The sequence below is a fragment of the Micromonospora echinospora genome (genome assembly GCF_900091495.1).
Taxonomy (GTDB): domain Bacteria; phylum Actinomycetota; class Actinomycetes; order Mycobacteriales; family Micromonosporaceae; genus Micromonospora; species Micromonospora echinospora.
Map to the genome: position 1 here is coordinate 332,657 of NZ_LT607413.1, position 23,708 is coordinate 356,364.

At 74.8% G+C, this 23,708-nt stretch carries 23 protein-coding genes; 14 read left to right on the top strand and 9 right to left on the bottom strand.

Annotation, left to right across the window (positions count from 1 at the left end; genetic code table 11):
- Positions 1 to 42 precede the first annotated feature (42 nt).
- The 6 genes from GA0070618_RS01510 to GA0070618_RS01540 all read left to right on the top strand — a co-directional run bounded on the left by GA0070618_RS01510 (position 43) and on the right by GA0070618_RS01540 (position 8,407).
- Positions 43 to 1,812, top strand: coding sequence for an ATP-binding protein (locus GA0070618_RS01510; RefSeq protein WP_088980017.1), 1,770 nt, complete (start codon positions 43 to 45; stop codon positions 1,810 to 1,812).
- A gap of 11 nt (positions 1,813 to 1,823) precedes the next feature.
- Positions 1,824 to 2,975 carry an exonuclease SbcCD subunit D gene (locus GA0070618_RS01515; RefSeq protein ID WP_088980018.1) on the top strand — a complete coding sequence of 384 codons (1,152 nt, stop codon included), beginning with the start codon at positions 1,824 to 1,826 and terminating at the stop codon, positions 2,973 to 2,975.
- On the top strand, positions 2,975 to 5,449 hold the full coding sequence (locus tag GA0070618_RS01520) for an AAA family ATPase (protein WP_088980019.1): 2,475 nt from the start codon (positions 2,975 to 2,977) through the stop codon (positions 5,447 to 5,449). Before GA0070618_RS01515 ends, GA0070618_RS01520 begins: the two co-directional genes overlap by 1 nt.
- A gap of 52 nt (positions 5,450 to 5,501) precedes the next feature.
- Positions 5,502 to 6,479, top strand: a complete 978-nt coding sequence (locus GA0070618_RS01525; RefSeq protein WP_088980020.1) for a hypothetical protein — start codon at positions 5,502 to 5,504, stop codon at positions 6,477 to 6,479.
- Positions 6,480 to 6,576: 97 nt separating this feature from the next.
- The gene (locus GA0070618_RS01535) at positions 6,577 to 7,434 is read left to right on the top strand and encodes a spermidine synthase (protein WP_088980021.1); all 858 of its coding nucleotides are present in this window, start codon (positions 6,577 to 6,579) and stop codon (positions 7,432 to 7,434) included.
- A 64-nt stretch (positions 7,435 to 7,498) separates the two neighbouring features.
- Entirely contained in the window at positions 7,499 to 8,407 is a 909-nt protein-coding gene (locus GA0070618_RS01540) for a DNA-3-methyladenine glycosylase family protein (protein ID WP_088980022.1), read from the top strand.
- Here the strand turns inward: GA0070618_RS01540 and GA0070618_RS01545 are convergent.
- Together GA0070618_RS01545 and GA0070618_RS01550 are read right to left on the bottom strand one after the other, a co-directional pair.
- Positions 8,401 to 8,916 (bottom strand): DUF1990 family protein, encoded by a 516-nt coding sequence (locus GA0070618_RS01545; RefSeq protein WP_231931565.1) that lies wholly within the window; start codon positions 8,914 to 8,916, stop codon positions 8,401 to 8,403. The two genes, GA0070618_RS01540 and GA0070618_RS01545, sit on opposite strands and share 7 nt — an antisense overlap.
- Positions 8,917 to 9,007: 91 nt before the next feature.
- Entirely contained in the window at positions 9,008 to 9,220 is a 213-nt protein-coding gene (locus GA0070618_RS01550; protein WP_088980024.1) for a hypothetical protein, read from the bottom strand.
- Positions 9,221 to 9,355: 135 nt separating this feature from the next.
- Here GA0070618_RS01550 and GA0070618_RS01555 point away from each other — a divergent pair, with 135 nt between their 5' ends.
- The 4 genes from GA0070618_RS01555 to GA0070618_RS01580 all read left to right on the top strand — a co-directional run bounded on the left by GA0070618_RS01555 (position 9,356) and on the right by GA0070618_RS01580 (position 14,163).
- On the top strand, positions 9,356 to 10,456 hold the full coding sequence (locus tag GA0070618_RS01555; protein WP_088985205.1) for an ATP-dependent DNA ligase: 1,101 nt from the start codon (positions 9,356 to 9,358) through the stop codon (positions 10,454 to 10,456).
- 36 nt (positions 10,457 to 10,492) lie between these two features.
- Entirely contained in the window at positions 10,493 to 12,082 is a 1,590-nt protein-coding gene (locus GA0070618_RS01560; RefSeq protein WP_088980025.1) for an alpha/beta hydrolase, read from the top strand.
- Between the two features lie 91 nt (positions 12,083 to 12,173).
- Complete coding sequence (locus GA0070618_RS01565) at positions 12,174 to 12,626, top strand: GNAT family N-acetyltransferase (protein ID WP_088980026.1); 453 nt, start codon at positions 12,174 to 12,176, stop codon at positions 12,624 to 12,626.
- Between the two features lie 634 nt (positions 12,627 to 13,260).
- Positions 13,261 to 14,163 carry a hypothetical protein gene (locus tag GA0070618_RS01580; RefSeq protein ID WP_143740344.1) on the top strand — a complete coding sequence of 301 codons (903 nt, stop codon included), beginning with the start codon at positions 13,261 to 13,263 and terminating at the stop codon, positions 14,161 to 14,163.
- Positions 14,164 to 14,222: 59 nt separating this feature from the next.
- Here the strand turns inward: GA0070618_RS01580 and GA0070618_RS01585 are convergent, their stop codons facing one another.
- Both GA0070618_RS01585 and ligD read right to left on the bottom strand, forming a co-directional pair.
- Positions 14,223 to 15,026, bottom strand: coding sequence for a class I SAM-dependent methyltransferase (locus tag GA0070618_RS01585; protein ID WP_088980030.1), 804 nt, complete (start codon positions 15,024 to 15,026; stop codon positions 14,223 to 14,225).
- Between the two features lie 90 nt (positions 15,027 to 15,116).
- Positions 15,117 to 16,142: a non-homologous end-joining DNA ligase gene (gene ligD / locus GA0070618_RS01590; protein ID WP_088980031.1), complete on the bottom strand. Its 1,026-nt coding sequence runs from the start codon at positions 16,140 to 16,142 to the stop codon at positions 15,117 to 15,119.
- Between the two features lie 47 nt (positions 16,143 to 16,189).
- Between ligD and msrB the strand changes: the two genes are divergently transcribed.
- Both msrB and GA0070618_RS01600 read left to right on the top strand, forming a co-directional pair.
- Positions 16,190 to 16,600, top strand: a complete 411-nt coding sequence (gene msrB / locus GA0070618_RS01595) for a peptide-methionine (R)-S-oxide reductase MsrB (RefSeq protein ID WP_088980032.1) — start codon at positions 16,190 to 16,192, stop codon at positions 16,598 to 16,600.
- 123 nt (positions 16,601 to 16,723) lie between these two features.
- Entirely contained in the window at positions 16,724 to 16,984 is a 261-nt protein-coding gene (locus tag GA0070618_RS01600) for a Prokaryotic metallothionein (RefSeq protein WP_088980033.1), read from the top strand.
- A 75-nt stretch (positions 16,985 to 17,059) separates the two neighbouring features.
- Here GA0070618_RS01600 and GA0070618_RS01605 read toward each other — a convergent pair whose 3' ends face one another.
- Positions 17,060 to 17,920 (bottom strand): lamin tail domain-containing protein, encoded by an 861-nt coding sequence (locus GA0070618_RS01605; protein WP_088980034.1) that lies wholly within the window; start codon positions 17,918 to 17,920, stop codon positions 17,060 to 17,062.
- A gap of 161 nt (positions 17,921 to 18,081) precedes the next feature.
- On the opposite strand from GA0070618_RS01605, the gene GA0070618_RS01610 reads away from it, so the two are divergent.
- A complete protein-coding gene (locus GA0070618_RS01610) occupies positions 18,082 to 18,534 on the top strand; it encodes a GNAT family N-acetyltransferase (RefSeq protein ID WP_088980035.1) in 453 nt (150 codons plus the stop codon).
- Between the two features lie 65 nt (positions 18,535 to 18,599).
- Here GA0070618_RS01610 and hemQ read toward each other — a convergent pair whose 3' ends face one another.
- From hemQ to hemE, 3 genes are read right to left on the bottom strand one after another with little or no spacing between them, the layout of a single operon-like run.
- Positions 18,600 to 19,310: a hydrogen peroxide-dependent heme synthase gene (gene hemQ, locus GA0070618_RS01615; protein WP_088980036.1), complete on the bottom strand. Its 711-nt coding sequence runs from the start codon at positions 19,308 to 19,310 to the stop codon at positions 18,600 to 18,602.
- Positions 19,307 to 20,716 (bottom strand): protoporphyrinogen oxidase, encoded by a 1,410-nt coding sequence (gene hemG / locus GA0070618_RS01620; protein WP_088980037.1) that lies wholly within the window; start codon positions 20,714 to 20,716, stop codon positions 19,307 to 19,309. Before hemG ends, hemQ begins: the two co-directional genes overlap by 4 nt.
- Before the next feature lie 12 nt (positions 20,717 to 20,728).
- Complete coding sequence (gene hemE, locus GA0070618_RS01625) at positions 20,729 to 21,835, bottom strand: uroporphyrinogen decarboxylase (protein WP_088980038.1); 1,107 nt, start codon at positions 21,833 to 21,835, stop codon at positions 20,729 to 20,731.
- A gap of 177 nt (positions 21,836 to 22,012) precedes the next feature.
- On the opposite strand from hemE, the gene GA0070618_RS01630 reads away from it, so the two are divergent.
- Entirely contained in the window at positions 22,013 to 22,585 is a 573-nt protein-coding gene (locus GA0070618_RS01630) for a DUF3000 domain-containing protein (protein WP_088980039.1), read from the top strand.
- A gap of 210 nt (positions 22,586 to 22,795) precedes the next feature.
- Here GA0070618_RS01630 and GA0070618_RS01635 read toward each other — a convergent pair whose 3' ends face one another.
- Positions 22,796 to 23,653 carry a hypothetical protein gene (locus GA0070618_RS01635; protein ID WP_088980040.1) on the bottom strand — a complete coding sequence of 286 codons (858 nt, stop codon included), beginning with the start codon at positions 23,651 to 23,653 and terminating at the stop codon, positions 22,796 to 22,798.
- Positions 23,654 to 23,708: the final 55 nt, after the last annotated feature.

A 23,708-nucleotide genomic window follows, 5' to 3' on the forward strand; every position in this document is an offset into this window, starting at 1 on the left:
CGTGTGCCCTGAGCGAATGCGACTGACCAGCGGAGCCCGGCGATGACCGACGACAGCCCGGTGACGACCGACGACGCGTTCGACGGCTCCGGCGAGGAGGTGGGGCGGGTCCTCGGCACCGCCGACGCCACCCCGCTCCAGTTCTGGACGGCGGTCTCCGACGGCAGCTACCTCCAGCTCGACGACGTGGTGGTGACCCGGCGCGAACTGCCCGACCGGGAGCCGGTGACCATCGCCGGGGTGGTGACCCAGGTCCGCGCCCGGCACGAGGGCGCCCAGTTCGACTCGGACGTCTTCGCCATCGCCGACGGCACCCTCCCGGCCCAGGTGCAGGAGGCCGCCGAGATCACCACCACCCGGGTCGACCCGGAGCTGTACGTCCCACCCACCCCGGGCGCGGTGGTGCGCCGCGCCGAGGGCGACGCCCGGGCCCGGGCGCTGCACTTCGACCGGATGGAACGACGCATCCCGATGGGGACGGGCCGCGACGGGGTGCCGGTCTACCTGAACGCCGACTTCCTCGACGGCAGCCGGGGCGCGCACGTGTCGATCTCCGGCATCTCCGGGGTGGCCACCAAGACCAGCTTCGCCACCTTCCTGCTCTACTCGGTGTTCCGCTCCGGCGTGCTCGGCGGCGACGCGGTCAACGCCAAGGCGCTGATCTTCAACGTCAAGGGCGAGGACCTCCTCTTCCTCGACCACCCGAACACCCGGCTCGACGACGCCACCCGGGCGGCGTACGCGAAGCTCGGCCTGGCCGCCGGGGCCTTCCCCGACGTGCGCGTGCACGCCCCGCCCCGGGTCGGCGACTCCTCCGGCACGCCGGACGTCAGCAGCCGGCTCACCGGCGTGGACAGCTTCTACTGGACGCTGAGCGAGTTCTGCGCCGACCGGCTCCTGCCGTACGTCTTCGCCGACGCCGACGACGAACGCCAGCAGTACACGATGGTGGTGCACGCGGTCACCGCCCACCTGGCCCGGTACGCCCAGCCCGCCGACGGCGGGGTGAGCATCGACGGCGTCCGGCTGGGCTCCTACACCGACCTGGTCGACCACATCGTCGAGCAGCTCAACGACGACGAGACCCGCAGCGACTGGACCGGCAGCGCGGTCGGCATCGGCACCGTCAACGCCTTCGCCCGGCGGCTGATCGGCAGCAAGAAGGACCTGGGCCGGCTGATCCGCGGCGACCTCGCCACCCGCCGTCCGCACTCGATCAACACGGCCGAGAGCGCCCAGGTCACCGTGGTCGACCTGCACAACCTGCCGGACCGGGCGCAACGGTTCGTGGTCGGGGTGACGCTGCGCGGCGAGTTCGAGCGCAAGGAGAAGGCCGGCACCGCCCGGCCGCTGCTCTTCGTCGTCCTCGACGAGCTGAACAAGTACGCCCCCCGGGAGGGCTCCTCCCCGATCAAGGAGGTGCTGCTCGACATCGCCGAGCGGGGCCGCTCGCTCGGGGTGATCCTGGTCGGCGCGCAGCAGACGGCGAGCGAGGTGGAACGGCGGATCGTCACCAACTCGGCGATCCGGGTGGTCGGCCGGCTCGACCCGGCCGAGGCGTCCCGCCCGGAGTACGGCTTCCTCCCACCGGCCCAGCGGCAGCGGGCGCTGCTGGCCAAGCCGGGCACGATGTTCGTCAACCAGCCGGACATCCCGGTGCCGCTCTGCCTGGAGTTCCCCTTCCCGGCCTGGGCCACCCGGGTCTCCGAGGCCGGTCACGCCCCGTCGGAGACACTCCGGTCCATCACCCAGGCCGCCGACCCGTTCGCCGTGGTCGGCTCCGGTGGCGCCGACGACGACATCCCGTTCTAGGGGGACCACCCGTGAAGATCCTGCACACCTCCGACTGGCACGTCGGCAAGGTCCTCAAGGGCCAGTCCCGCGCCGAGGAGCACAAGCAGGTCCTCGCCCAGGTCATCGAGATCGCCCGGCAGGAGCGGCCCGACCTGGTCGTGGTCGCCGGTGACCTCTACGACACCGGCTCCCCCACCCCGGAGGCCACCCGCCTGGTCACCCGGGCGTTGACGGCGCTGCGCCGCACCGGCGCGGACGTGGTCGCCATCGGCGGCAACCACGACAACGGCCCGGCCCTGGACGCGCTGCGCCCGTGGGCCGAGGCCGCCGGGATCGTGCTGCGCGGCAGCGTCCGGGACACCAACCCGGCCGACCTGGTGATCGACGGGACGACCCGGGACGGCGAGCGCTGGCAGCTCGCCGCGCTGCCCTTCCTCTCCCACCGGTACGCCGTCCGCGCGGTGGAGATGTACGAGCTGACCGCCGCCGAGGCCACCCAGACGTACGCCGACCACCTGGGGCGGGTGCTCGCCCGGCTCACCGAGGGCTTCGCCGAACCCGACCGGGTGCACCTGGTCACCGCGCACCTGACCGTGGTCGGCGCGAGCACCGGCGGCGGCGAACGGGACGCGCACACCATCATGGGATACGCCGTCCCCGCCACGGTCTTCCCGGGCACCGCCCACTACGTGGCGCTCGGGCACCTGCACCGGGCCCAGCGGGTCGACGGGCCCTGCCCGGTGCGCTACAGCGGCAGTCCGATCGCCATCGACTTCGGCGAGCAGGAGAACGTCTGCTCGGTGACGCTGGTCGAGGTGAGCGCCCGCACCGCCGCGCAGGTCCGCGAGGTGCCGGTCTCCGCCGCGGTGCCGCTGCGCACCGTCCGGGGCACCCTGGCCCAGCTCGCCGAGCTGGAGCCGCCCGAGGGGTGGCTGCGGGTGTTCGTCCGGGAGCAGCCCCGCGCCGGGCTGCGCGAGGAGGTCCAGGATCTGCTCCCCCGGGCGCTGGAGATCCGGATCGACCCGGAGCTGGTGCCGGCCCCGGGCGGCGGGGCGCGCACCGCCCAGCGGGCCGGCCGGTCGCCGCAGCAGCTCTTCGCCGACTACCTGGCCGGTCGCGGGCACGACGACGACGGGGTGCGGGAGCTGTTCGACGAGCTGTTCGAGGAGGTCGACCGCTGATGCGCCCGATGCGGCTGGACATGGCGGGCTTCACCGTCTTCCGCGAGGAGACCACGGTCGACTTCACCGACGCCGACTTCTTCGCGCTGGTCGGGCCGACCGGGTCGGGCAAGTCGACGGTGCTGGACGCCATCTGCTTCGCCCTCTACGGCACGGTGCCCCGTTGGGGCGGGGCGCGCGGGCTGGCCAACGCGCTCGCCCCGTCCGCCACCGAGGCCCGGGTGCGGCTGGTGTTCGAGTCCGCCGGGGACCGCTACGTCGCCACCCGGGTGGTCCGCCGGGACGGCCGGGGCACCGTCAAGACCGCCAACGCCGGGTTGCAGCTCATGCCACCCGGCTTCGACGTCACCAAGCTGGACACCGGGCTCAGCCCGGAGGATCTCGGCGAGGTGCTGGCCGGCACCCCGGCCGAGATGGAGACGGCGGTCCTGGAGGCGGTCGGGCTGCCGTACGAGCAGTTCACCAGCTGCGTGGTGCTGCCCCAGGGGCAGTTCGCGGACTTCCTGCACGCCAAGCCGGCCACCCGGCAGCAGATCCTGGTCAACCTGCTCGGCCTCGGCGTCTACGAGGAGGTGCAGAAGCGGGCCACCGAGCGGGCGGGGAAGGCCGAGGCGCGGTTGGAGCAGGTCGACCGGATCCTCGCTGGCCTGACCGACGTCGACGACGCGGCCCTGGCCGAGGCGGAGTCCACCGTCACCCGGGCGCACGAGCTGGCCGGGGCGGTCGCCGCCGCCGTACCGGAGCGGGAGCGGGCCCGGACGGCGACGCGGGAGGCACACGCGGCGCTGGCCGCCCTCGACGCCGACCTGGCGGTGCTGGACGCGGTGCGCGCGCCGGCCGGGGTGGCCGAGGTGGCCCGGGCGGTCGCGGGCGCACGGGCCGGCGTCGACCAGGCCGCGAAGGCGGTGGCGCTGGCCGAGGAACGCGAGGAGAAGCTCCGCGGCGAGCTGGCCGGGGCGGGTGACGAGAGCGCCCTGCGGCTGCTGCTGAAGGCACACGCCGACCGGGACCGGCTGACCGGCGAGGTCGAGTCGGTGGCCGCGACGGTGGCCGCGGCCGAGGCGGAGCACGAGGCGACGATGGCGGCGCTGGCCGAGGCGCGGGCGGCGACCGAACGGGCCGAGACCGAGCTGGAGGCGGCGTTCCGGGCGCACGAGGACGCGAAGACCGCCGACCAGGCGGTGGCGCTGCGGGCGCAGCTGACCGACGGGGCGTGCTGCCCGGTGTGCGAGCAGGTGGTGCCCCGGGTGCCGGCGGTCCCGGCCGGCTCGGCGGTGGCCCGGGCCGTGGCCGCCGGGAAGGCCGCGCGGGCCGCCAGCGACGCGGCGAAGCGGCGGGCGCAGGAGTGCGACACCGCCGCCCGGGAGCGGGAACGGGCGCTGGTGCGCGTCCGGGCCCAGCACGACCAGCTGCGGGACCGCTTGGCCGAGGTGGACGCCCAGCTCGCCGGGGCCGCCACCGCCGAGGCGCTGCGGCACGACCTGGCCGAGCACGCCCGGCTGCGGACGGCCCTGGACGAGGCGGCGGGCGCGGTGCGCGCGGGGCGGGACGCCGCCCGGCGGGCCCGGGGCGCGTTCGAGGCCGCCGAGGAGGGGCTGCGGGCCGCGTGGCGGGAGTTCGACACGGTACGGGACCGGCTGGCCCGGTTCGGTCCGCCGGCCGCCGACCGGGACGACGTCGCCGCCGCCTGGACGGGTCTGGCCGGCTGGGCCGGCGGGGAGGCGGACCGGCGGCGCGCGGACCGGGTGGACCTGGTGGCGTCGGTGACGGCGGCGGAGGCCGCCGCCGAGGCGGTGGAGGACCGGATCGCCGGCATCTTCGCGGTCGCCGGGTTACCCCCCGACGACGACCCGGTCCGGGCGGCCACGGTCGCGGTGGAACGCGCCGAGGCGGCCCACCGGCGGCTGGTGGAGCGCCGCGAGCAGGCCGCCGAGCTGCGGGAGCAGCGGGCCGGACACGAGCGGGAGACCCGGGTGGCCCGGGCGCTCGCCGGTCACCTGCGGGCCAACAACTTCGAGCGGTGGCTGCTGGCGGAGGCGCTGGACGTGCTGGTCGACGGGGCGTCCCGGATCCTGCGGGAACTCTCCGGCGGGCAGTACGACCTGGTCCACGACAAGGGTGAGTTCTTCGTGGTCGACCACCACGACGCCGGCCTGCGGCGCGGGGTGCGGACGCTCTCCGGCGGGGAGACCTTCCAGGCTTCCCTGGCACTGGCGCTCGCGTTGTCCGAGCAGCTCGCCGGCCTCTCCACGACGGCGGCGAGCCTGGAGTCGATCGTGCTGGACGAGGGGTTCGGCACCCTCGACGCGGCCACCCTGGACACGGTGGCCGCCACCCTGGAGAGCCTGGCCGCCCGGGGCGACCGGATGGTCGGGGTGGTCACCCACGTGCCGGCGCTCGCCGAGCGGATCCCGGTGCGCTTCGAGGTCCGCAAGGACGCCCGCAGCGCCCGCGTCGAACGGAGTGGCCTGTGAGCGCGAGGAGTGAGCTTGCGAGCCCCGCAGTCGCGAACGGAAGGCTGACCCGATGAGTGGGGCGGGTCGTCCGCAGTTCTTCGTGGACGCGTGGGACCCGGCGTATGGGGCGTCGTTCGAGGCGTCCCCGGGTGGCCCGGCCGCGCCGAGCAGTGCCCAGGTCGACCCGGACGTGGAGCTGCCGGCGGCGGACTGGCGGGCGCTCGGTCCCCGGGACGGGGTTCACGCCCCCGAGGTGGTGCTCCTGGTCGACGGGGTGCGCCGGATCGACGCCAGCGTCTGGACGGCCGAGTCCGACGGGGTCTCCTACCCGGGCGTGGCGGCGTCGTACGCGGCCGGTGTGGTCCGTTGTGACCTGGGGCGGGGCGCGGCGGAGATGGCCGGCGCCCGGGTGGCCCGGGGGCTCTTTACGGCCAGCCCGTCGGCGCAGGAGATGGTCGCCGGGTCGGTGCGGTACCCGGTGCACCGGGTCGGCGGCAGCGGCGAGCTGAGCAAGCTGCCGGCCGCCGTGCAGGGCCCGCTGACCGCGCTGGAGGTGGCGGTCTCCGACGCCGCCCGGACCGACGGTGACCTGCTGGTGGTGGACGGGCCGCTGCGGGCCCGGCGGCAGTTGCCCCGCACCCTCGGGTACGTCAAGACCCAGCACAGCCAGTACCTCGACGCCCGGCTGACGGCGGTGGTGACCGGGATGGCGCCGGGGCAGCGGTGTCCGGTGTTCCGGCTCCGGGTGGGCACCGGCTGGGGTGGCTGGTCGTGGTATCTGCGGCTGCCGGTGGCGCGGGGCGCGCCGTGGGCCGGCATCGTCCGGGTGGAGTGCTCGCCCGACCTGGAGCCCACCGACGCGATCGCCCTGGCCGACCTCTCCCTGGTCACCCTCCCCCGGTTCGCCTCCACCCCGTACAAGGATCCGCGCGCCCCGCAGAACCTGGTCCCGATCGCCGGCCTGGAACGCCGGCTGCGCGCCCTGCTCGGCGACGCCCGCCTGCTGCACCGGGCGCTCTCCGCCGCCGCGCGCCGCGCCCGCCGCTGACCGGCGACCGGCGACCGGCGACCGGCGACCGGCGACCGGCGACCGGCGACCGGCGACCGGCGACCGGCGACCGGCGACCGGCGAGGATACTGGCCGGATGGGGCGCAGGCGGGACGCGGACCGGGTGGTCGCGCGGGTCGACACCGGTGAGGCCGAGCTGGTGCCGGACCCGGACCGCCCCGGGTCGTGGACCCTGCTGCTCGACGGGGCGCCGCAGTCGCACGTCGACCTGACCGACCCGACCCACCTGGAGTTCGAGTACGTGCGGCGGCTCGCCGCCGCGCTGGACCTGGTCGCCCCGACCGGCGTACCGCTGCGGGTGCTGCACCTCGGCGGTGGCGCGCTGACCCTGCCGCGCTACCTGGCGGCCAGCCGGCCCGGGTCGACGTCCCGCGTGGTCGAGGTGGACGGGGCGCTGGTCGAACTGGTCCGCCGGGGGATGCCCTGGCCGGCGCAGGCCCGGATCCGGGTCCGGGTCGCCGACGCCCGCGAGGTCGTGGCGACCACGCCCGACGCCGCGTACGACGTCATCGTCGCCGACGTCTTCGCCGGTGCCCGCACCCCGGCCCACCTGACCTCGGCGGAGTACGCCGCCGAGGTGGCCCGGGTGCTGCGTCCGGACGGCTGGTACCTCGCCAACCTGGCCGACGGTCCGCCGCTGCGGTACGCCCGCGCCCAGGTGGCGACGGTCCGGACGGTCCTGCCCCGGGCCTGCCTGGTCGCCGACGCGGCGGTGCTGCGGGGCCGCCGGTACGGCAACCTGGTGCTGGTCGCCGGCCGGGTCGAGCCGCCGGTCGCGGCGTTGACCCGGCGGGCCGCCGGGGACTGGTTCCCCGGGCGGGTGCTCGCCGGGGCGGAGCTGGACCGCTTCGTCGGGGGCGCGACGGTGGTCCGGGACGCCGAGGCGACCCCGTCCACGCCGCCTCCGCCCGGGCTCTTCTCCGTCCGCCGGTGACCGTTCCGGGGCCGTCACACGGCCGTCCGGTGGTGGCGGGGGTCGGTGCCGGGCGTGGCAGAGTGTGCCGGTGACCGCCACCCGGATCCTGCGTCCGCCGCCGGAGCACCGGTTCGCCGAGACGGTACGCGCGCTGACCTTCAGCCCGTACGACCCGTGCGCCCGGATCGCCGCCGGGGCGTTCTGGTGGGCGACCCGCACGCCGGACGGGCCGGCCACCCTGTGCCTGCGCCGCCACGACGGCGACCTGCTCGCCGAGGGGCACGGGCCGGGCGCCGACTGGGTGGTGGAGCGCGCCGGGGCCATTGCCGGCCTGCGCGACGACCTGACCGGTTTCGCCGACCTGGCCGGCCGGCACCCGGTGGTGTCCCGGCTGGCCGCCCGCCACCGGGGGCTGCGGATGCCGGCCACCGGCCGGGTCTTCCGGCAGTTGCTGCGCACGGTTCTGGAACAGAAGGTCACCGGCAAGGAGGCGTACCGGGCCTACGCGGCGACGGTCCGGCACTTCGCCGAGCCCGCGCCGGGGCCGTTCCCGCTGCTGCTGCCGCCCGACCCGGCGGCGGTGGCCGCCGCGCCGTACTGGGTGTTCCACCCGTTCGGGGTGGAACAGCGGCGGGCCGAGACGCTCCGCCGGGTCGCCGCCCTCGCCGACCGGCTGGAGGCGTGCGCGGACGCCGCCGAGGCGACCCGGCGGCTGACCGCGATCCCCGGCATCGGCCCGTGGAGCGTCGCCGAGGTGGTCCGGATCGCGTACGGCGACCCGGACGCGGTGAGCGTCGGCGACTACCACGTGCCGAACACGGTGAGCTGGGCGCTGGCCGGTGAGGCGCGCGGGGACGACGCGCGGATGCTGGCGCTGCTGGAGCCGTTCCGGGGGCACCGGGGACGGGTCTGCCTGCTGCTGGCCGTCGAGGGCGTGCACGCGCCCCGCTTCGGGCCGAGGATGCCGCTGCGCTCCTTCGCGACCTACTGACCCGGTCCGCCGGCCCGGCGGCAGAGCCGACGCAGGGTGGCCGCCAGCCAGCGGGCGTACCCGTGTTGGAAGGCCCGCCCGGCGGGGCCGGCCGCCCGCATGATCCAGCGTTCCGGACGGCTGAACGCGCGGATCTCGAACCAGACCCGGCCCGCGTCGTCGCGTTCCACCACGAACGCCTCCTCGCCGGCCGCCGGGTGACCGGGGAGCGTGCCGTACCCGAAACCGGCCCGGCGGTCGTCGTCGGCGGCCCAGACCACCTCGCACGGGGCGGCGAGCCGCAGCGGGCCGATGCCCAGCCCGGAGGTGACGGCGACGCCCGGCGCGGCCCGGGGCGCGTCGGCGGTGATCCGGACCCCGGCGGCGCGGTGCAGCCGCCAGGTGAGCACGGCCGTACCCGCCACCGCGAAGCAGCCGTCGGGAAGCCGGACCCGGTGCCGCACGTGCCGCCAGCCCGCCGGCAGGTCCCCGGTGCGGGTGGCCCCGACGTGCGGGTAGGTCAGCGGCACGGGCACCTCCGGGGTTCGGCGCGGACCCGGCAAGCGTACGGCCGCCGCCGGCGGCGCGGAGCGGCCCGCGCGAACCGCCGGCCCGGCCGGCTCAGGCCGCCTCGCGCAGATCGGCCAGGGTCAGCGGGGTACGCCGGGTCAGCAGGTCCGCCAGCTCGGGGATCGATCCGGCCTCGCCGAGGACGTCCTTGCCACCACCGAACTCCGGGCGGTAGCGGCGCACCAGCCGGTAGCGGTACCGGCCCCGGATCAGCTCCGCGGTGACCCGCCAGCGCCCGCAGCAGCCGCAGACGAACTCGCGCACCCGGCGACGGTAGCTCTGACCTGCGCTTTTCCGGATCGACCACCGGTGACGGACACCCCCGACGCGGGACACACGGCACCGGACGCGACCGTGATGTGCCTCACCGTCGTCGGTCCCGTCTGGTTGACTGTCGCCGTGGAGCTGCCGCTGAACCCGCCGGTCGAGCCGATGCTGGCCAAGAGCGTCGCCCGGATCCCCACCGGGGAGCAGATGACCTACGAGCCGAAGTGGGACGGGTTCCGGTGCATCGTCTTCCGGGACGGCGACTCCGTCGAGCTGGCCAGCCGGGGCGGCAAGATGATGACCCGGTATTTTCCCGAGGTCGTCGAGCAGGCCCGTGCGCAGTTGCCGGAGCGCTGCGCGGTCGACGGCGAGTTGATCGTGATCCGGCGCGACGGCCCCGACGGGCAGCCCCGGCTCGACTTCGAACTGCTCGCCCAGCGGATCCACCCGGCCGCGTCCCGGGTGCGGCTGCTCGCCGAGACCACCCCCGCCGACTTCGTCGCCTTCGACCTGCTGGCGATCGACGACGAGGTGCTGCTCGACCGGCCCTACCCGCAGCGCCGGGCCCGGCTGGAGGCCGCGCTGGCCGGGGTGCGTCCACCGGTGCACGTCACCCCGGTCACCACCGACCTGGAGACCGCACGTCGGTGGTTCGACGTCTTCGAGGGCGCCGGCCTGGACGGGTTGATCGCCAAGCCGGCCGACCTGCCGTACGAGCCGGGCAAGCGGCTCATGTTCAAGGTCAAGCACGCCCGCACCGCCGACGTGGTGGTGGCCGGCTTCCGCTGGTACAAGTCCGGGCCGGTGGTCGGCTCGCTGCTGCTCGGCCTCTACGACACGCAGGGCCTGCTCCACCACGTCGGGGTCTGCGCCTCGTTCACCATGGCCCGCCGCAAGGAGCTGCTGACCGAGCTGGAACCGTACCGGGACGTCGGCGACGACCACCCGTGGGCGCACGGCGACCACGCGCGCGGCCAGCGCATCCCGGGCGGGGTGAGCCGCTGGACCGGCGGCAAGAACCTGGAGTGGGAGCCGCTGCGCCCGGAGCTGGTGGTGGAGGTCGGCTACGACGCGATGGAGGGCGACCGCTTCCGGCACACCGCCCAGTTCGTCCGCTGGCGGCCCGACCGCGACCCCCGCTCCTGCGGGTACGACCAGTTGGAACGCCCGGTCCGCTTCGACGTCGACCAGGTGCTGCGCGGTGATCCGGTGCCGACGACCGAGCCGAGCTGACGCCGACACGATCCTGGAGGGCAGGCTGTGCGCCGCATGACCCACCCGTCTCCGGCCCGCCGGGCCCGTTTCGCGCTGGCCGGGTTCATCGCGGCGGTCCTGGTCGCCGCCGGCTGCACCCTGCCGACGTTCGCGCCCCGAGTCGAGGTGGAGGGCGAGGCGTCGGTGGCCCCGCTGGGTGCGAGCCCCCAGTGGCGGTCCTGCCCGGAGACCGCCGAGCAGGTTGCCGGCCGCGCCGCGCCGGGCATGCGGTACGAGTGCGCCCGGATCGCCGTACCGCAGCGGTGGAACACCACCGGTGGGCCGGCGACCGCCACCCCGGGCGGCGGCGCGACGTTCGAGATCGCGCTGCTGCGGGCCCGCTCCACGAAGCAGCGCGACCGGATCGGGTCGCTGCTGGTCAACCCGGGCGGCCCGGGTGGTTCCGGCGTCGACACGGCGGTCTACCTCTCCCTCGGGGAGCAGTTCGGCGGCCTGCCGGCCTCGGTGACCGAGCGGTTCGACATCGTCGGCTTCGACCCGCGCGGAGTGGCCCGCTCCAGCCCGGTCGAGTGCATCTCCGACACCGACCTCGACGCCAGCTTCGGTTACGACCCCGACCCGGAGTCGACCGCCGCCTTCGACGGTCTGGTCGCCCTCAACCAGCGGATCGGCCAGGCCTGCGGAGCGAAGTACGGCGACCGGCTGTCACTGTTCGGCACCGAGCAGGCCGCCCTGGACATGGACGCGGTGCGCGCCGCCGTCGGCGACGAGAAGCTAACCTACCTGGGGTACTCCTACGGCACTCTGCTCGGCGCGGTCTACGCCCAGCGTTTCCCGGAGCGGGTGCGCGCGCTGGTGCTCGACGGCGCCATCGATCCCCGCCAGAACGCGGTGGAGGCGTCGGAGGGCCAGGCGAAGGGCTTCGAGCGGGCGTTCGGCAACTTCGTCCGCTGGTGCTCCGCCAACGCCGACCGTTGCCCGCTCGCCCCGGACGCCCGGGCTGCGGTGACCTCAGCCGTCGACAAGGCCCGGGTCTCCCCGGTCCGGGGCGCGGACGGGCGGGAGGCCACCGCCGGCTGGGTCTTCTACGCGGTCATCTCCTCGCTCTACACCGAGCAGGGGTGGCAGGAACTGGCCCGTGCGGTCGACCAGTTGGCCGAGGGCGACCCGGCCGGCGTCTTCCGCCTCGCCGACGCGTACGCCGGACGGAACCCGGACGGCACCTACACCAACCTGTTCGACGCCAACCTGGCCGTGAACTGCGCCGACGACGAGGAGCGGCCGAGCCTCGAACGGATCCGCCAGCTCCAGGGGCAGTGGCGCCGGGCGTACCCGCTGTTCGGGCCGGCATTGGCGGTGGGACTCCTGACCTGCGCGAAGTGGCCCGCCGAGCCCGATCCGTACCCGACCGGGAAGGCCGACGGCGCACCGCCGATCCTGGTGGTGGGCACCACCGGCGACCCGGCCACGCCCTACGAGCAGACCCCGGCGCTGGCCGCGATGCTCGGGGTGGGGCGGGTCCTCACCTGGGAGGGCGAGGGGCACACCGCCTACCCGCAGACCACCTGTGTCACCGAGGCGGTCGACGCCTACCTGATCGACCTGACCGTGCCGGCGGAGGGGCTGCGCTGCCCGGCACGCTGACCCGTCACCGTCACCGTCACACCCCCGTCACCGTCACCGTCACCGGCCCCACCGCCCGCACCGGCCAGCCGACTGTGCCATCCTCAGCGGCATGTCTGACCTGGTGTTCCGCACAGCGGCCCGGGCCGATCTGCCTGCGGTGGTCGCCCTGCTCGCCGACGACGTCCTCGGCCAGAGCCGGGAGGCTACGGTGGTCGACGAGGCGTACGAGCGGGCCTTCGCGGACATCTCCGCCGACCCCCGCAACCACCTCGTGGTCGCCGAGCAGGACGGCGAGGTGGTCGGCTGCCTCCAGGTCACCTACATTCCGGGCCTGGGCCGGCACGGCGCGGAACGCGCCCTGGTCGAGTCCGTCCGGGTGCGCGCGGACCGCCGGGGGGCGGGGATCGGCCGGGCCCTGATGACCTGGGTGGTCGACCGCGCCCGGGAGCGGGGCTGCGCGCTGGTGCAGCTCACCACGGACAAGCGCCGGGCCGACGCGCACCGGTTCTACATCGGCCTCGGGTTCGTCGCCAGCCACGAGGGGATGAAGCTGCCGCTCTGACCGGCTCCCGGCTCCCGGCTCCCGGCTCCCGGCTCCCGGCTCCCGGCTCCCGGCTCCCGGCTCCCGGCTCCCGGCTCCCGGCTCCCGGCTCCCGGCTCCCGGCAGGATGATGCCTCCACCCACCCTGTCGAGCTGCACGCACAGACGGGGCAGTCGGTGCTTCCTTCCCTCGACCCGGCCACCACCAGCGGCGCTGCCCTCCTACGCGGCCTCGCCTTGGCGCTGCCCTCTCCTTACGGCTTCGCCCCGGCGGTGTCGGAGGCACCAGCTCCGCACTCGCGGCGCACCAACACTCGATCGGAGCGGGACCGGTCGCCGATCCTGCTCCACGGGCGGGGACCGTACCGGTAGCACAGGCGGGGCAGCTCTACAGTGCCCCGAACCCATGACTTCCTCCCCGGGAACGGAAGCGGGCAGGCGCGCCGCACCCGACCGGCACCAGCACCCGGCGGGACTTCCGCACCCGGCCAGCGCCCGAACGACACGGGGCACCGGACGCCGGACGCCGGACGCTGGGCACCGGACGCCGGACGCTGGGCACCGGACGCCGGACGCTGGGCACCGGACGCCGGACGCTGGGCACCGGACGCCGGCGGAGAGGGCACGACGGGCGGTGCTGCACTAGATTCACCGCATGGCACGGTGGGCTCGGTTGGCACCGGCGGCGTGGACGGCACGGCTGCCTCCCGTGGCCTGGCTGGTTCTCGCCGCCGCGCTGCTCGTCACCGCCGCGTTCACCCGCTGGCGTACGGTCACCGGCGACCCGGTCGTCGCCGCCGCGCTGGAGCAGAAGGTGGCGGCGGTGGGCGCGGTGGCCGGCCCCTGGCTCGTCGGGGCGACCACGCTGCTGGTGGTGACCCGGGCGGTGGCGGTCGCGGCCGGACGCCCGCAGCGGCTGCTCCGGCTGGTCGGCACCGCCCTGGCGGTCGTCCTCGTGGTGGTGCTCGGGGTGATCGCGGTGTCGCTGGTACGGACCCTCGACCCCTCGTTCGACACCGACCGGGGCCCGGTGTCCACCCAGCCCGGGCCGGCGCTGCTCCCCGCCGCCGGAGCGCTGCTGGCCTGCCTGGTGGGCATCTGGTCGGCACCCGCGCGTCCGGCCGTCGCGGGGCCGCCCCGGTCACGCTGGCGGCGTGCCGGGGTGCTGCTCCTGGCCGCCGGCTGGGCGACGGTCGCGGTCGCGGTCGGGCTGCCGTCCTGGCGGCGCGATTACCCGGACCGGGTCGAGGTGGACGCCAGCCTCGACCTGGTCTTCGTGGCGCTGCCCTTCGCGCTGGTCGGTGCCCTGCTGGCGGTGCCGTCGCTGCTGCGTACCGGCACGGCCCGCCGGCCGTGGCGGGAGGCGAGCCGGGGCTGGTCGATCGCCACGACGCTGGGCTGCGGCAGTTCGATCGGGGCGATCTGGTACTTCGTGGCGAACGATCCGTACCGGCAGGAGGCCGGCATGTCCTCGGCCCGGCCGGGCGCGGGCACCGCCCTGGCGCTGCTCGGCTGCGTGTTGATCGCGGTCTCCGGGGCGCTCCCCGACGACCGCTGAGGCCCGTCGCCGGCGACCGCTGAGGCCCACTACCGATGGCGGCCAGTCCGAGCCGGTGGTCAGGCCCGGCAGAGGATCTCGCCGTGCAGGATGGTGAACCAGCCGTCGTCGGCGGCCGTCCACTCCCGCCACCCCGTCGACAGGCGGGCCAGATCCTCCTCCGTGGCGAGGCCGGACGCGCGCACCTGATCGGCCATGGCCGAGTACCGGATCCGGTCGGCCCACATGCCGCCCCACCACTGCCGGTCCTCCGGCGTGGCGAAGCACCACGTGCTGGCCGTGGCGGTGACGTCGGTGAACCCGGCGGCGCGGGCCCAGGAGAGCAGTCGCCGGCCGGCGTCGGGCTCGCCGCCGTTGGCGCGGGCGGCCCGCTGGTACAGGGTGAGCCACTCGTCCAGCTCGGGCACCCGGGGGAACCAGGTGAACGCGGCGTAGTCGCTGTCCCGGACGGCGACGATCCCACCGGGTCGGCATACCCGGCGCATCTCCCGCAGGGCCCGGACCGGGTCGGCCACGTGCTGGAGCACCTGGTGCGCGTGGACCACGTCGTACGCCGCGTCGGGCAGGTCCAGCGCCTGCACGTCGGCGACCACGAAGTCGACGTTGTCCCGTCCCCGGGCGGTCGCCTCGGCCCGCGCGAGATCGAGAGCCTCCCCGGTGACCTCCAGCGCGGTCACCCGTGCCACCCGTCCGGCCAGGTCGACGGTGATGGTGCCGGGCCCGCAGCCGATGTCGAGCAGGGTCTGGTCGGACGCCAGGTGGGGCAGGAGGTACCCGGCGGAGTTCTCCGCGGTACGCCAGCGATGCGACCGCAGCACCGTCTCGTGGTGTCCGTGGGTGTAGACGTTGCGGGCGGCGACCATGACGGGGACCTCCTCGTTCCGGGTGCCCCGAACCTAGCCGCCCCTTCCCTGGATGCGGGACGCCGATCCCGCTAAGCGAGATCCGCCGCCTCAGCCGGCCTCCGGCCGGGACCGGGACGGCTGCACCCGTTTGGGCTCACCCGGCATCTTCGGGTGGTCCGGAGGGTACGGCAGGTCGCCCGAGCCGGCGGCGTCGTCCCGGTCGGCCCACTCCAGCAGCGGGGTGATGTCCCACGGACGGTCGTCGATGCCGGCGTGCGGGTCCCCCCGCTCGGCCAGCCGGGCCGGCACGCTGCCGAGGTGGAAGTCGTCCGGGTCGACGTCGGGCAGCTCGTCCCAGTCGACCGGGGTGGAGACGGTGGCCCGGGCGTTGGCCCGCAACGAGTACGCGCAGGCGATCGTCCGGTCGCGGGCCATCTGGTTGTAGTCGACGAAGACGTGCGCCCCGCGCTCCTCCTTCCACCAGGCCGTGGTGATCAGGTCGGGGCGACGGCGTTCCAGCTCGCGGGCCAGGGCGATGGTGGCCCGGCGCACCTCGGTGAACGTCCAGCGCGGCTCGATACGCAGGTAGACGTGGACGCCCCGGCCACCGGAGGTCTTCGGCCAGCCCGTCGCGCCGAGTTCGCCGAGGAGGGCCCGCAGCTCGCCGGCCGCCGTCACCGCGTCGGCGAAGTCGGTGCCGGGTTGCGGGTCCAGGTCGACGCGGAGCTCGTCGGGCCGGTCCACGTCGGTGGCGCGCACCGGCCATGGGTGGAAGACGATCGTGCCCATCTGCGCCGCCCAGGCGACGTGCGCCAGGTCGACCGGGCAGAGTTCGTCGGCGCTGCGACCGCTGGGGAACTCGATCCGCGCTGTCCGGACCCACGGCGGCACGCCCCGGGCCGGCACCCGCTTCTGGAAGAACATCTCCCCCTCGATACCCTCGGGGAAGCGTTGCAGCGTGGTGGGGCGGTCCCGCAGCGCCCGCATGATCCCGTCGCCCACGGCGAGGTAGTAGTGGAAGACGTCGGCCTTGGTGTAGCCCCGCTCGGGGTAGATCACCCGGTCCGGGCTGCTCAGTCGTACGGTGTGCCCGGCCACCTCGATCTCGACCGCCGATGCCTTCGTGCCACCCATGCCGCGACCATATGCCACACCGGTGACAGAGGACCTATTCTTGCCGGGTGAGTCTTTCCGAGAGCGAACTGCCCCGCACCGAGGACGAGTGGCGCGTCCGGCTCAGTCCGGAGGAGTTCCGGGTGCTGCGCCAGGCCGGCACCGAGCGCCCCTGGACCGGCGAGTACGTCGACACCAAGACCCCCGGCGTCTACCACTGCCGGGCCTGTGGCGTGGAACTCTTCTCCAGCGACACCAAGTTCGACTCGCACTGCGGCTGGCCGAGCTTCGACGACGCGCTGCCGGGTGCGGTCAAGGAGATCCCGGACAACACCCTCGGCATGCGGCGCACCGAGATCCGCTGCGCGCGCTGCGACAGCCACCTGGGGCACGTCTTCCACGGCGAGGGCTTCACCCCGAAGGACACCCGGCACTGCGTCAACTCGGTGTCCATCCGGCTGGAGCCACGCGAGGGCTGAGCCGCGAGGGCTCTGAGCCGCCCGCACCGGGCCACCCGACCGGACGCTTCTCCTCCGTTCCGCCACCAGGCCGTCGTCCGATGGCGCACCCTCAGGGCATGACTGTCGGTGGGGGGTTCCGTCATGGCGACCTGTGAGGTCTGCGGCAACGACTACTGGATGGCGTTCGAGGTCCGGACGGTCAGCGGTGACTCGCACACCTTCGACTCGTTCGAGTGCGCGGTGCACAAGCTGGCACCGGTGTGCGAGCACTGCCAACTGAAGATCGTCGGGCACGGCGTCGAGGTGTCCGGCCGTTTCTTCTGCTCGGCGCACTGCGCCCGTACCGTCGAGGGTGAGCGGGCCGCCGCGATCAGCGACACGGTCGGTGCCCGTCCGGGCTGACGGGCACCGGGCGCGACCACCGCGGCCCGTGCGTGTCGCACCGACCGTCGCGGTGGCCGCGTCCGGCGGTACGCGTCAGGGCGTCGACGCCCGCGATCCGTACCCGTACTCGGAGACCACCTCGCCGTCGGGTCCCCGCAGGGCCGCGCGGTCGCCCTTGTCGTTCCAGATCGGGCGTCCGCTGCCGTAGGAGAAGCCGCCCCACTCGGGGTGGTGCTGGTTGGTGTAGATCCTGATCCGCTGCCCCGGCTGGAGCACGGTGCCGGGCGGGAACCCGAAGTCCTGGCCGGCGTCGTCGGCCCCGAGCGTCCAGCCGCTGATGTTCGCGGCCACGGTGCCCCGGTTGACGATCTCGACGTACTCGTCCGCCTGGGTGTACTTCACGTCGCCCCGGTGGCGCACGGTGGTGATGACCACGTCCGGTCGGCCGGCACGGGCGAAGATCGCGACGATGTCCGCGCTGTTCGCGCCGTTCTCCGGGCTGACGAACGTCCGGACGACCTGGCCGCCCCGCTTGAAGCCGCTGATCACCACGCCGTACTCAACCCCGTCGATCGTCACGGTCTCCGGCGAGACGAACGTCGGCAGGTCGACCACGTCGTCCGGGGTCGGCCCGTTGTTCGGGGTCTCATTGTGGTGGAAGCGGAAGCTGAAGTCCGACTCGGTGCCGTCCTCGAAGGCGACCCGCACGACGAGGTCCACGTCGAACTGCTGCGCCGGCATGCCCACGATGGGGAAGTTCTCGTGCGTGTACGTGCCGAGGGTGAACTCGGTGCCGTCGGTCTGCACCTCGACGGAGCCGCCGCGGAAGACGTATCCGCTCTGGCCGGAGCCGGCCGGAGTGCCCCACCGGACGTGTTCGGTACCGAGTCCGTTGAGGTTCGGCGGGCTGACGCTCAGGGACGACCAACTGCCGGTCGTCAGGGCAGTGCTCATACAACCTCCATCGACGCCACCAATTCGGACTTTTCCGCACACAATGATATTTGTAGATTATTAACGGCATGCGAAGGCTGTCCGACTGGCGACACTGGCTTGCGTCCGAGCCGGGCCAGGCCTCCAGGCACCCGACGGACCGGTGGCACTAGCCTGGCGGGATGCTGCCCCGCACCCCCGTCCTCCGGGTCTCCCCGTTCGCCGACCTGGACACCCGCACCTTCCACGACCTGCTGAAACTACGCATCGACGTGTTCGTGGTGGAGCAGGCGTGCGCCTATCCGGAACTCGACGGGCGGGACGTCGAACCGGGCACCCGGCATCTCTGGCTGGCCGAGGACGGCGTGCCGGTGGCGTACCTGCGGATCCTGGCCGACCCGGGCGGGGTCGAGCGGATCGGCCGGGTCGTGGTGGCCCCGGCGGCGCGCGGCGGTGGCCACGCCGGGCGGCTGATGACCGAGGCGCTCGCCGTGGTCGGACACCGCCCGTGCGTCCTGGAGGCGCAGTCGCACCTGGTCGGCTTCTACGCGCGGTACGGCTTCAGCGCCAGCGGCCCGGAGTACGTGGAGGACGGCATCCCGCACACCCCGATGCGCCGGGAGGCCACGTCCTGACCGTCCTGACCGACCTGACCGACCCCCGGCCTCGACGGGTCGGCCGGGGTCGGCGACGGAGCGGATCAGGGCAGGGCGGCGACGATGTCGGCGATCGAGCGGCGACGACCGGTGTAGAAGGGGATCTCCTCGCGGACGTGCCGGCGGGCCCGGGAGGCGCGCAGGTCCCGCATCAGGTCCACGATCCGGTGCAGCTCGTCGGCCTCGAACGCCAGCATCCACTCGTAGTCGCCGAGGGCGAACGAGGCGACCGTGTTCGCCCGGACGTCCGGGTAGCCACGGGCCATCCGGCCGTGCTCGGCGAGCAGCTCCCGCCGCTCGGCGTCGGGCAGCAGGTACCACTCGTAGGACCGCACGAACGGGTAGACGCAGACGTACGCCCGTGCCTCCTCGCCGGCCAGGAACGCCGGGATGTGGCTCTTGTTGAACTCCGCCGGCCGGTGCAGCGCCATCTGCGACCAGACCGGGGTCATCGCCCGTCCCAGGGCGGTGCGCCGGAACCGGCCGTACGCGTCCTGGAGGTCGTCGCTGGAGGACGAGTGCCACCAGACCATCAGGTCGGCGTCGGCCCGCAGCCCGGCGACGTCGTAGGTGCCCCGGACCACGACGTCCTTGCCGGCCAGCTCCTCGACGAGGGCGTCGGCCTCGGCGACGACGTTGTCCCGCAGGGCCGGCAGCGGGCCGGTGGCCCGGAACACCGACCACATCGTGTAGCGGATGCTGTCGTTCAGCTCCCGCAGCCGCGCCGCGTTGGTCTGCTCGGTCTGCTCGGTCATGTCGCCGGTCCTCCCAGTGCACTGATGATCTCTTCGGCCGCCGTCTCGCCGGACCGCACGCAGACCGGGATGCCCACCCCGTCGTACCCGGCCCCGGCCAGGGCCAGCGTCGGGTGATCCGCCCGCAGCGCCGTCCGGGCCGCCGCCACCCGGTCGGAGTGTCCCGGGGTGTACTGCGGCAGCGCGCCACCCCACCGTTGCACGTGGCTGGCCAGTGGCGTCGGCAGCGCCGTGCCGAGCACCCCGGACAGCTCCCGGTGCACGGTGGCGACCAGGTCGGCGTCGGAGAGCTGCAACTGCCGCTCCTCGCCGTACCGGCCGACCGAGGCGCGTACCAGCGCCACCCCGTCCGGCCGGCGCAGGTGCCCCCACTTGGTGGTGAAGAAGGTGGCCGCCTTGATCAGCAGCCCCTCGGTGCCGGGCACCAGGAAGCCGGAGAGGGCGGGCAGCTCCGGCTCGGGCAGGGCCAGGGTGACCAGGGCGACGCTGGCGTAGTCCAGCCCACCGATCCGGGTGGCCACCGCCGGGGCCACCTCGGCGAGCAGTCGCGCCGCCGGACGGGCCGGCACGGCCAGCACCACCGCGTCGACCTCGACGGACTCCGGGTCCCGGGTCGGGCCCACGGTCAGCCGCCACCGCCCGCCCAGCGGGGTGAGGTCGCGGACCGTCGCGCCGAGCCGGATCGTCGCCCCACTGGCCGTCGCCGCCGCCTCGACCAGCCGGCTCATCCCGCCGGCCAGCGCGCCGAAGACCGGCGCCCCGGGGGCCCGGGGCGCGGCGGCCTGCGCCGCCCGGACCGCCCCGGTGAGGGTGTGCGCCACCCGGGCCGCGCGGGCCAGCGCCGGCATGGTGGTGACCAGGGAGAGGTCGTCGGCGCGTCCGGCGTAGACGCCGCCGAGCATCGGATCGACCAGCCGGTCCACCACCTGGTCGCCGAGGCGGGCCCGGACCAGCGCGCCGACCGCGACGTCCTCGTCCGGGCCGAGCAGCGGCTCACCGCCGTCGGCGTCGGCCGCCGCGGTGGGCTCGGCCACCGTCGCCACCTTCTCCAGATCCCCCGGTACGCCCACCAGCGTGCCGCCCGGGATCGGGCGCAGTCCCCCGTCGACGGCGAGCGCGGCCTGCCCGACGGTCGGGTGCACGATCTCGGCGTCGAGTCCGAGCCGACGGACCAGGGCCACCGCCCCGGACTCGCCGCCGGCCGGGTCACGCATCAGGAACGACTCCGCGCCGAACTCCACCGGTCCGCCGGCCAGACTGCTGGTGCGCAGCTTGCCGCCGAGCGCGCCGGACTGCTCATACACGGTGACGTCGGTGCCGGCGGGCGCGCGGTCGCGCAACCGGACGGCTGCGGCCAGCCCGGTGATGCCACCGCCGATGACCGCGATCCGCCACGGTCGCCGCATCGTCGCCTCCGGTCAGTCGACGGGCCGCGCGGACACCTCGTGCACCAGCGCGACCACCCGGGTCAGCACGTCGGGGTCGGTCTCCGGCAGGACGCCGTGACCGAGGTTGAAGACGTGACCGGGAGCGGCCCGGCCCTCGTCGAGGATGCGCCGCACCTCGGCCTCGACCACCGGCCAGGGGGCGAAGAGCACGCACGGGTCGAGGTTGCCCTGGACCGCCCGGTCCGGACCGATCCGCTGCGTGGCGACGTCCAGCGGGGTACGCCAGTCCACGCCGACCACATCGGCGCCGGCCTCCCCCATCGCGGTCAGCAGCTCGGCGGTGCCCACCCCGAAGTGGATCCGGGGCACCCCGGCGTCGGCCAGCCCGGCCAGCACCTTCGCCGAGTGCGGCTGCACGTAGCGGCGGTAGTCGGCCTCGGACAGCGCGCCGGCCCACGAGTCGAAGAGCTGCACCGCCGAGACCCCGGCGGCGACCTGCACCCGCAGGAACGCCAGCGTCACCTCGGCGAGCCGGCCGCAGAGCGCGTGCCACAGCTCGGGGTCGCCGTACATCAGCGCCTTGGTCTTCGCGTGGGTCCGCGACGGGCCGCCCTCGACCAGGTAGCTGGCCAGGGTGAACGGCGCGCCGGCGAACCCGATCAGCGGGGTGTCGCCCAGCTCGGCGACGAGCAGCCGGACCGCCTCGTCGACGTACGAGACGTCGTCGACGGTGATCGGTCGGATCCGGTCGACGTCGGCGCGGCTGCGGACCGGCTCGGCGACCACCGGGCCGGTGCCCGGCACGATGTCCAGGTCGACGCCGGCCGCCGCGACCGGCACCACGATGTCGCTGAACAGGATCGCCGCGTCCACGCCGTGCCGGTGGACCGGCTGGAGGGTGATCTCGGCGACCAGCTCGGGACGGCGGCAGGACTCCAGCATCGCCACGTTGGCCCGGATCTCGCGGTACTCCGGCAGCGACCGCCCGGCCTGCCGCATGAACCAGACCGGCGTGTGCGGGCCGGGGCGCCGACGACAGGCCCGGACGAAGGGCGAGTCGACGGTGCGGGCTGCTCCGCCCACGCTCGGGCGGGTGTCTCCGTCTCGGGCAGCGCCGCCCGCGGTGGTGGTGGTCATCGCCGCAATCGTGCCACGTCCACCGTCACCGCCGGTCGCCCGGGTTGCGAAGGACACGCCCGCGAGAGCCACCGGACGATCACGCTGCGCGTTCGGCGGTGGCCGGGGCGGCGACGAGCGGCCCGGTGCCGGCGCGCCGTCCGCCAGCCGGACGTGGCGGCGGCTTAGGCTGCCCGCATGTCCCCTCCGATCGCGCTTCCGGAGACCTTCGCCCGCGCGGTCGCCGGGTTGCGGTCGGTGGCGACCCGGCCCGAGATCGTGATGGAGGAGGTGGGCGCTCCGAAGCGCCTCGCCCCGTTCGCCTTCGCCCTCTCCGCCACCGTGCTGCGCGACGACGACGAGGTCGCCACCGGGCGACTGATCCTGCTCCACGACCCGGCGGGGCACGAGGCGTGGCAGGGCGTGCTACGGCTGGTCAGTTACGTCACCGCGGACCTGGAGTCCGACCTCGCCGCCGATCCGCTGCTGCCCGGGGTGGGCTGGACCTGGCTGACCGACGCGTTGGAGGCCCAGGACGCCGGCCACCGGGCGCTCGGCGGCACGGTCACCCAGACCATGTCCACCCGGTTCGGCGACCTGGCCGGCCCACCGGCCACGGGGGACATCGAGATCCGGGCCTCGTGGACCCCGCTCGACGACAACCTGGCCCCGCACCTGCACGCCTGGTGCACGCTGCTCGCCTCGACCGCCGGCCTGCCACCGCCGGGGGTGACCGCGCTGGCCGACCGCCGGCCCGCCACCACCGGCTGACGCCGACACCGCGCCACGACGACCGACGGTCCCGGCTGGGCGCCAGCGGCCGCCCCGGTTTCCCATCGCCTGCCGCTGGCCTCGTCCTGGTCACCCCCACCGCTGCGGGCATCCCGACCAGGCCCGTCCGGCCGGGCAAAACGCGTCAGTCCGCAGGCCCGTCGCCGTGACACGACGACCGACCTGCGGACCGACGGGAAGCGCGGTGGGTCAGAGGTACTTCTCGGCCTCGTCGCAGACCGCGTCGAGACCCTTGACGGCCTGGTCATAGGCGGTCTTGTTGTTGGCCGCGGCGGCGGCCAGCGCGGTGGTGAGCTTCTCCAGGCAGCTCGCGATGACCTTCTTCTGCCGGGCCTGCTCGTCGCGGTCGTTCTTGGTGCCGGTGAGGTCCTGCTGGGTGTCGGTCAGCTTGTCCTTGGCGGTCTGCAACTCGCCCTTGAGCTTCTCGATCTCCTTGACCTTGGTGTCCCGGTCGGTCGTCCGGGCGACCAGGTTCTTCTCGGTGCGTTCCAGGTCCCCGCTGGTGTTGAGGTACAGCCCGGTCATCACGCCACCGAGGACGAAGAGCAGGCCGGCCACGATCGCCAGCACGAGCACGGCGCGCCCGCGTCCGCCACCGCCACCGGAGGTGGTCGCCGGCGGCGGGTACCCGGGCGGGCCGGACATCGGCGGGCCGAAGGGCTGGCCGGAGGTGGGCGTGTACTGACCCGGCACCGGCGTGCCGGAGGTCGGGCCGTAGGCGGCCGAAGCCGGCGTCTCGGCCGGCGGCGCGGACTGCGGGTAGCCACCGGGGTAGCCGGGCTGCTGCGGGTACCCGGCGGCAGGAGGCGCGGACTGCGGGTATCCCACCGCGGGCGGCGCGGACTGCGGGTATCCGGTCGCCGGTGGCGCGGACTGCGGGTATCCGGCCGGCGGCTGGGCCGACAGCGTCGGGTCGATACCGAACTGCTGGGTCGGCTCGTGCCCCTGCGGTTCGCGCTGGGAGCCGTACAGCCCGCCGCCGGGGCCGGCCGGCGGCTGCTGCGGATACCCCGGCGGGGGGTACCCGCCGGTGGGTGGCTGGGTCATGGCTACTTCCTCCGAGTGGGCTGGTCCGGCTCCGGCTGACGGGGCGGACCGGGCG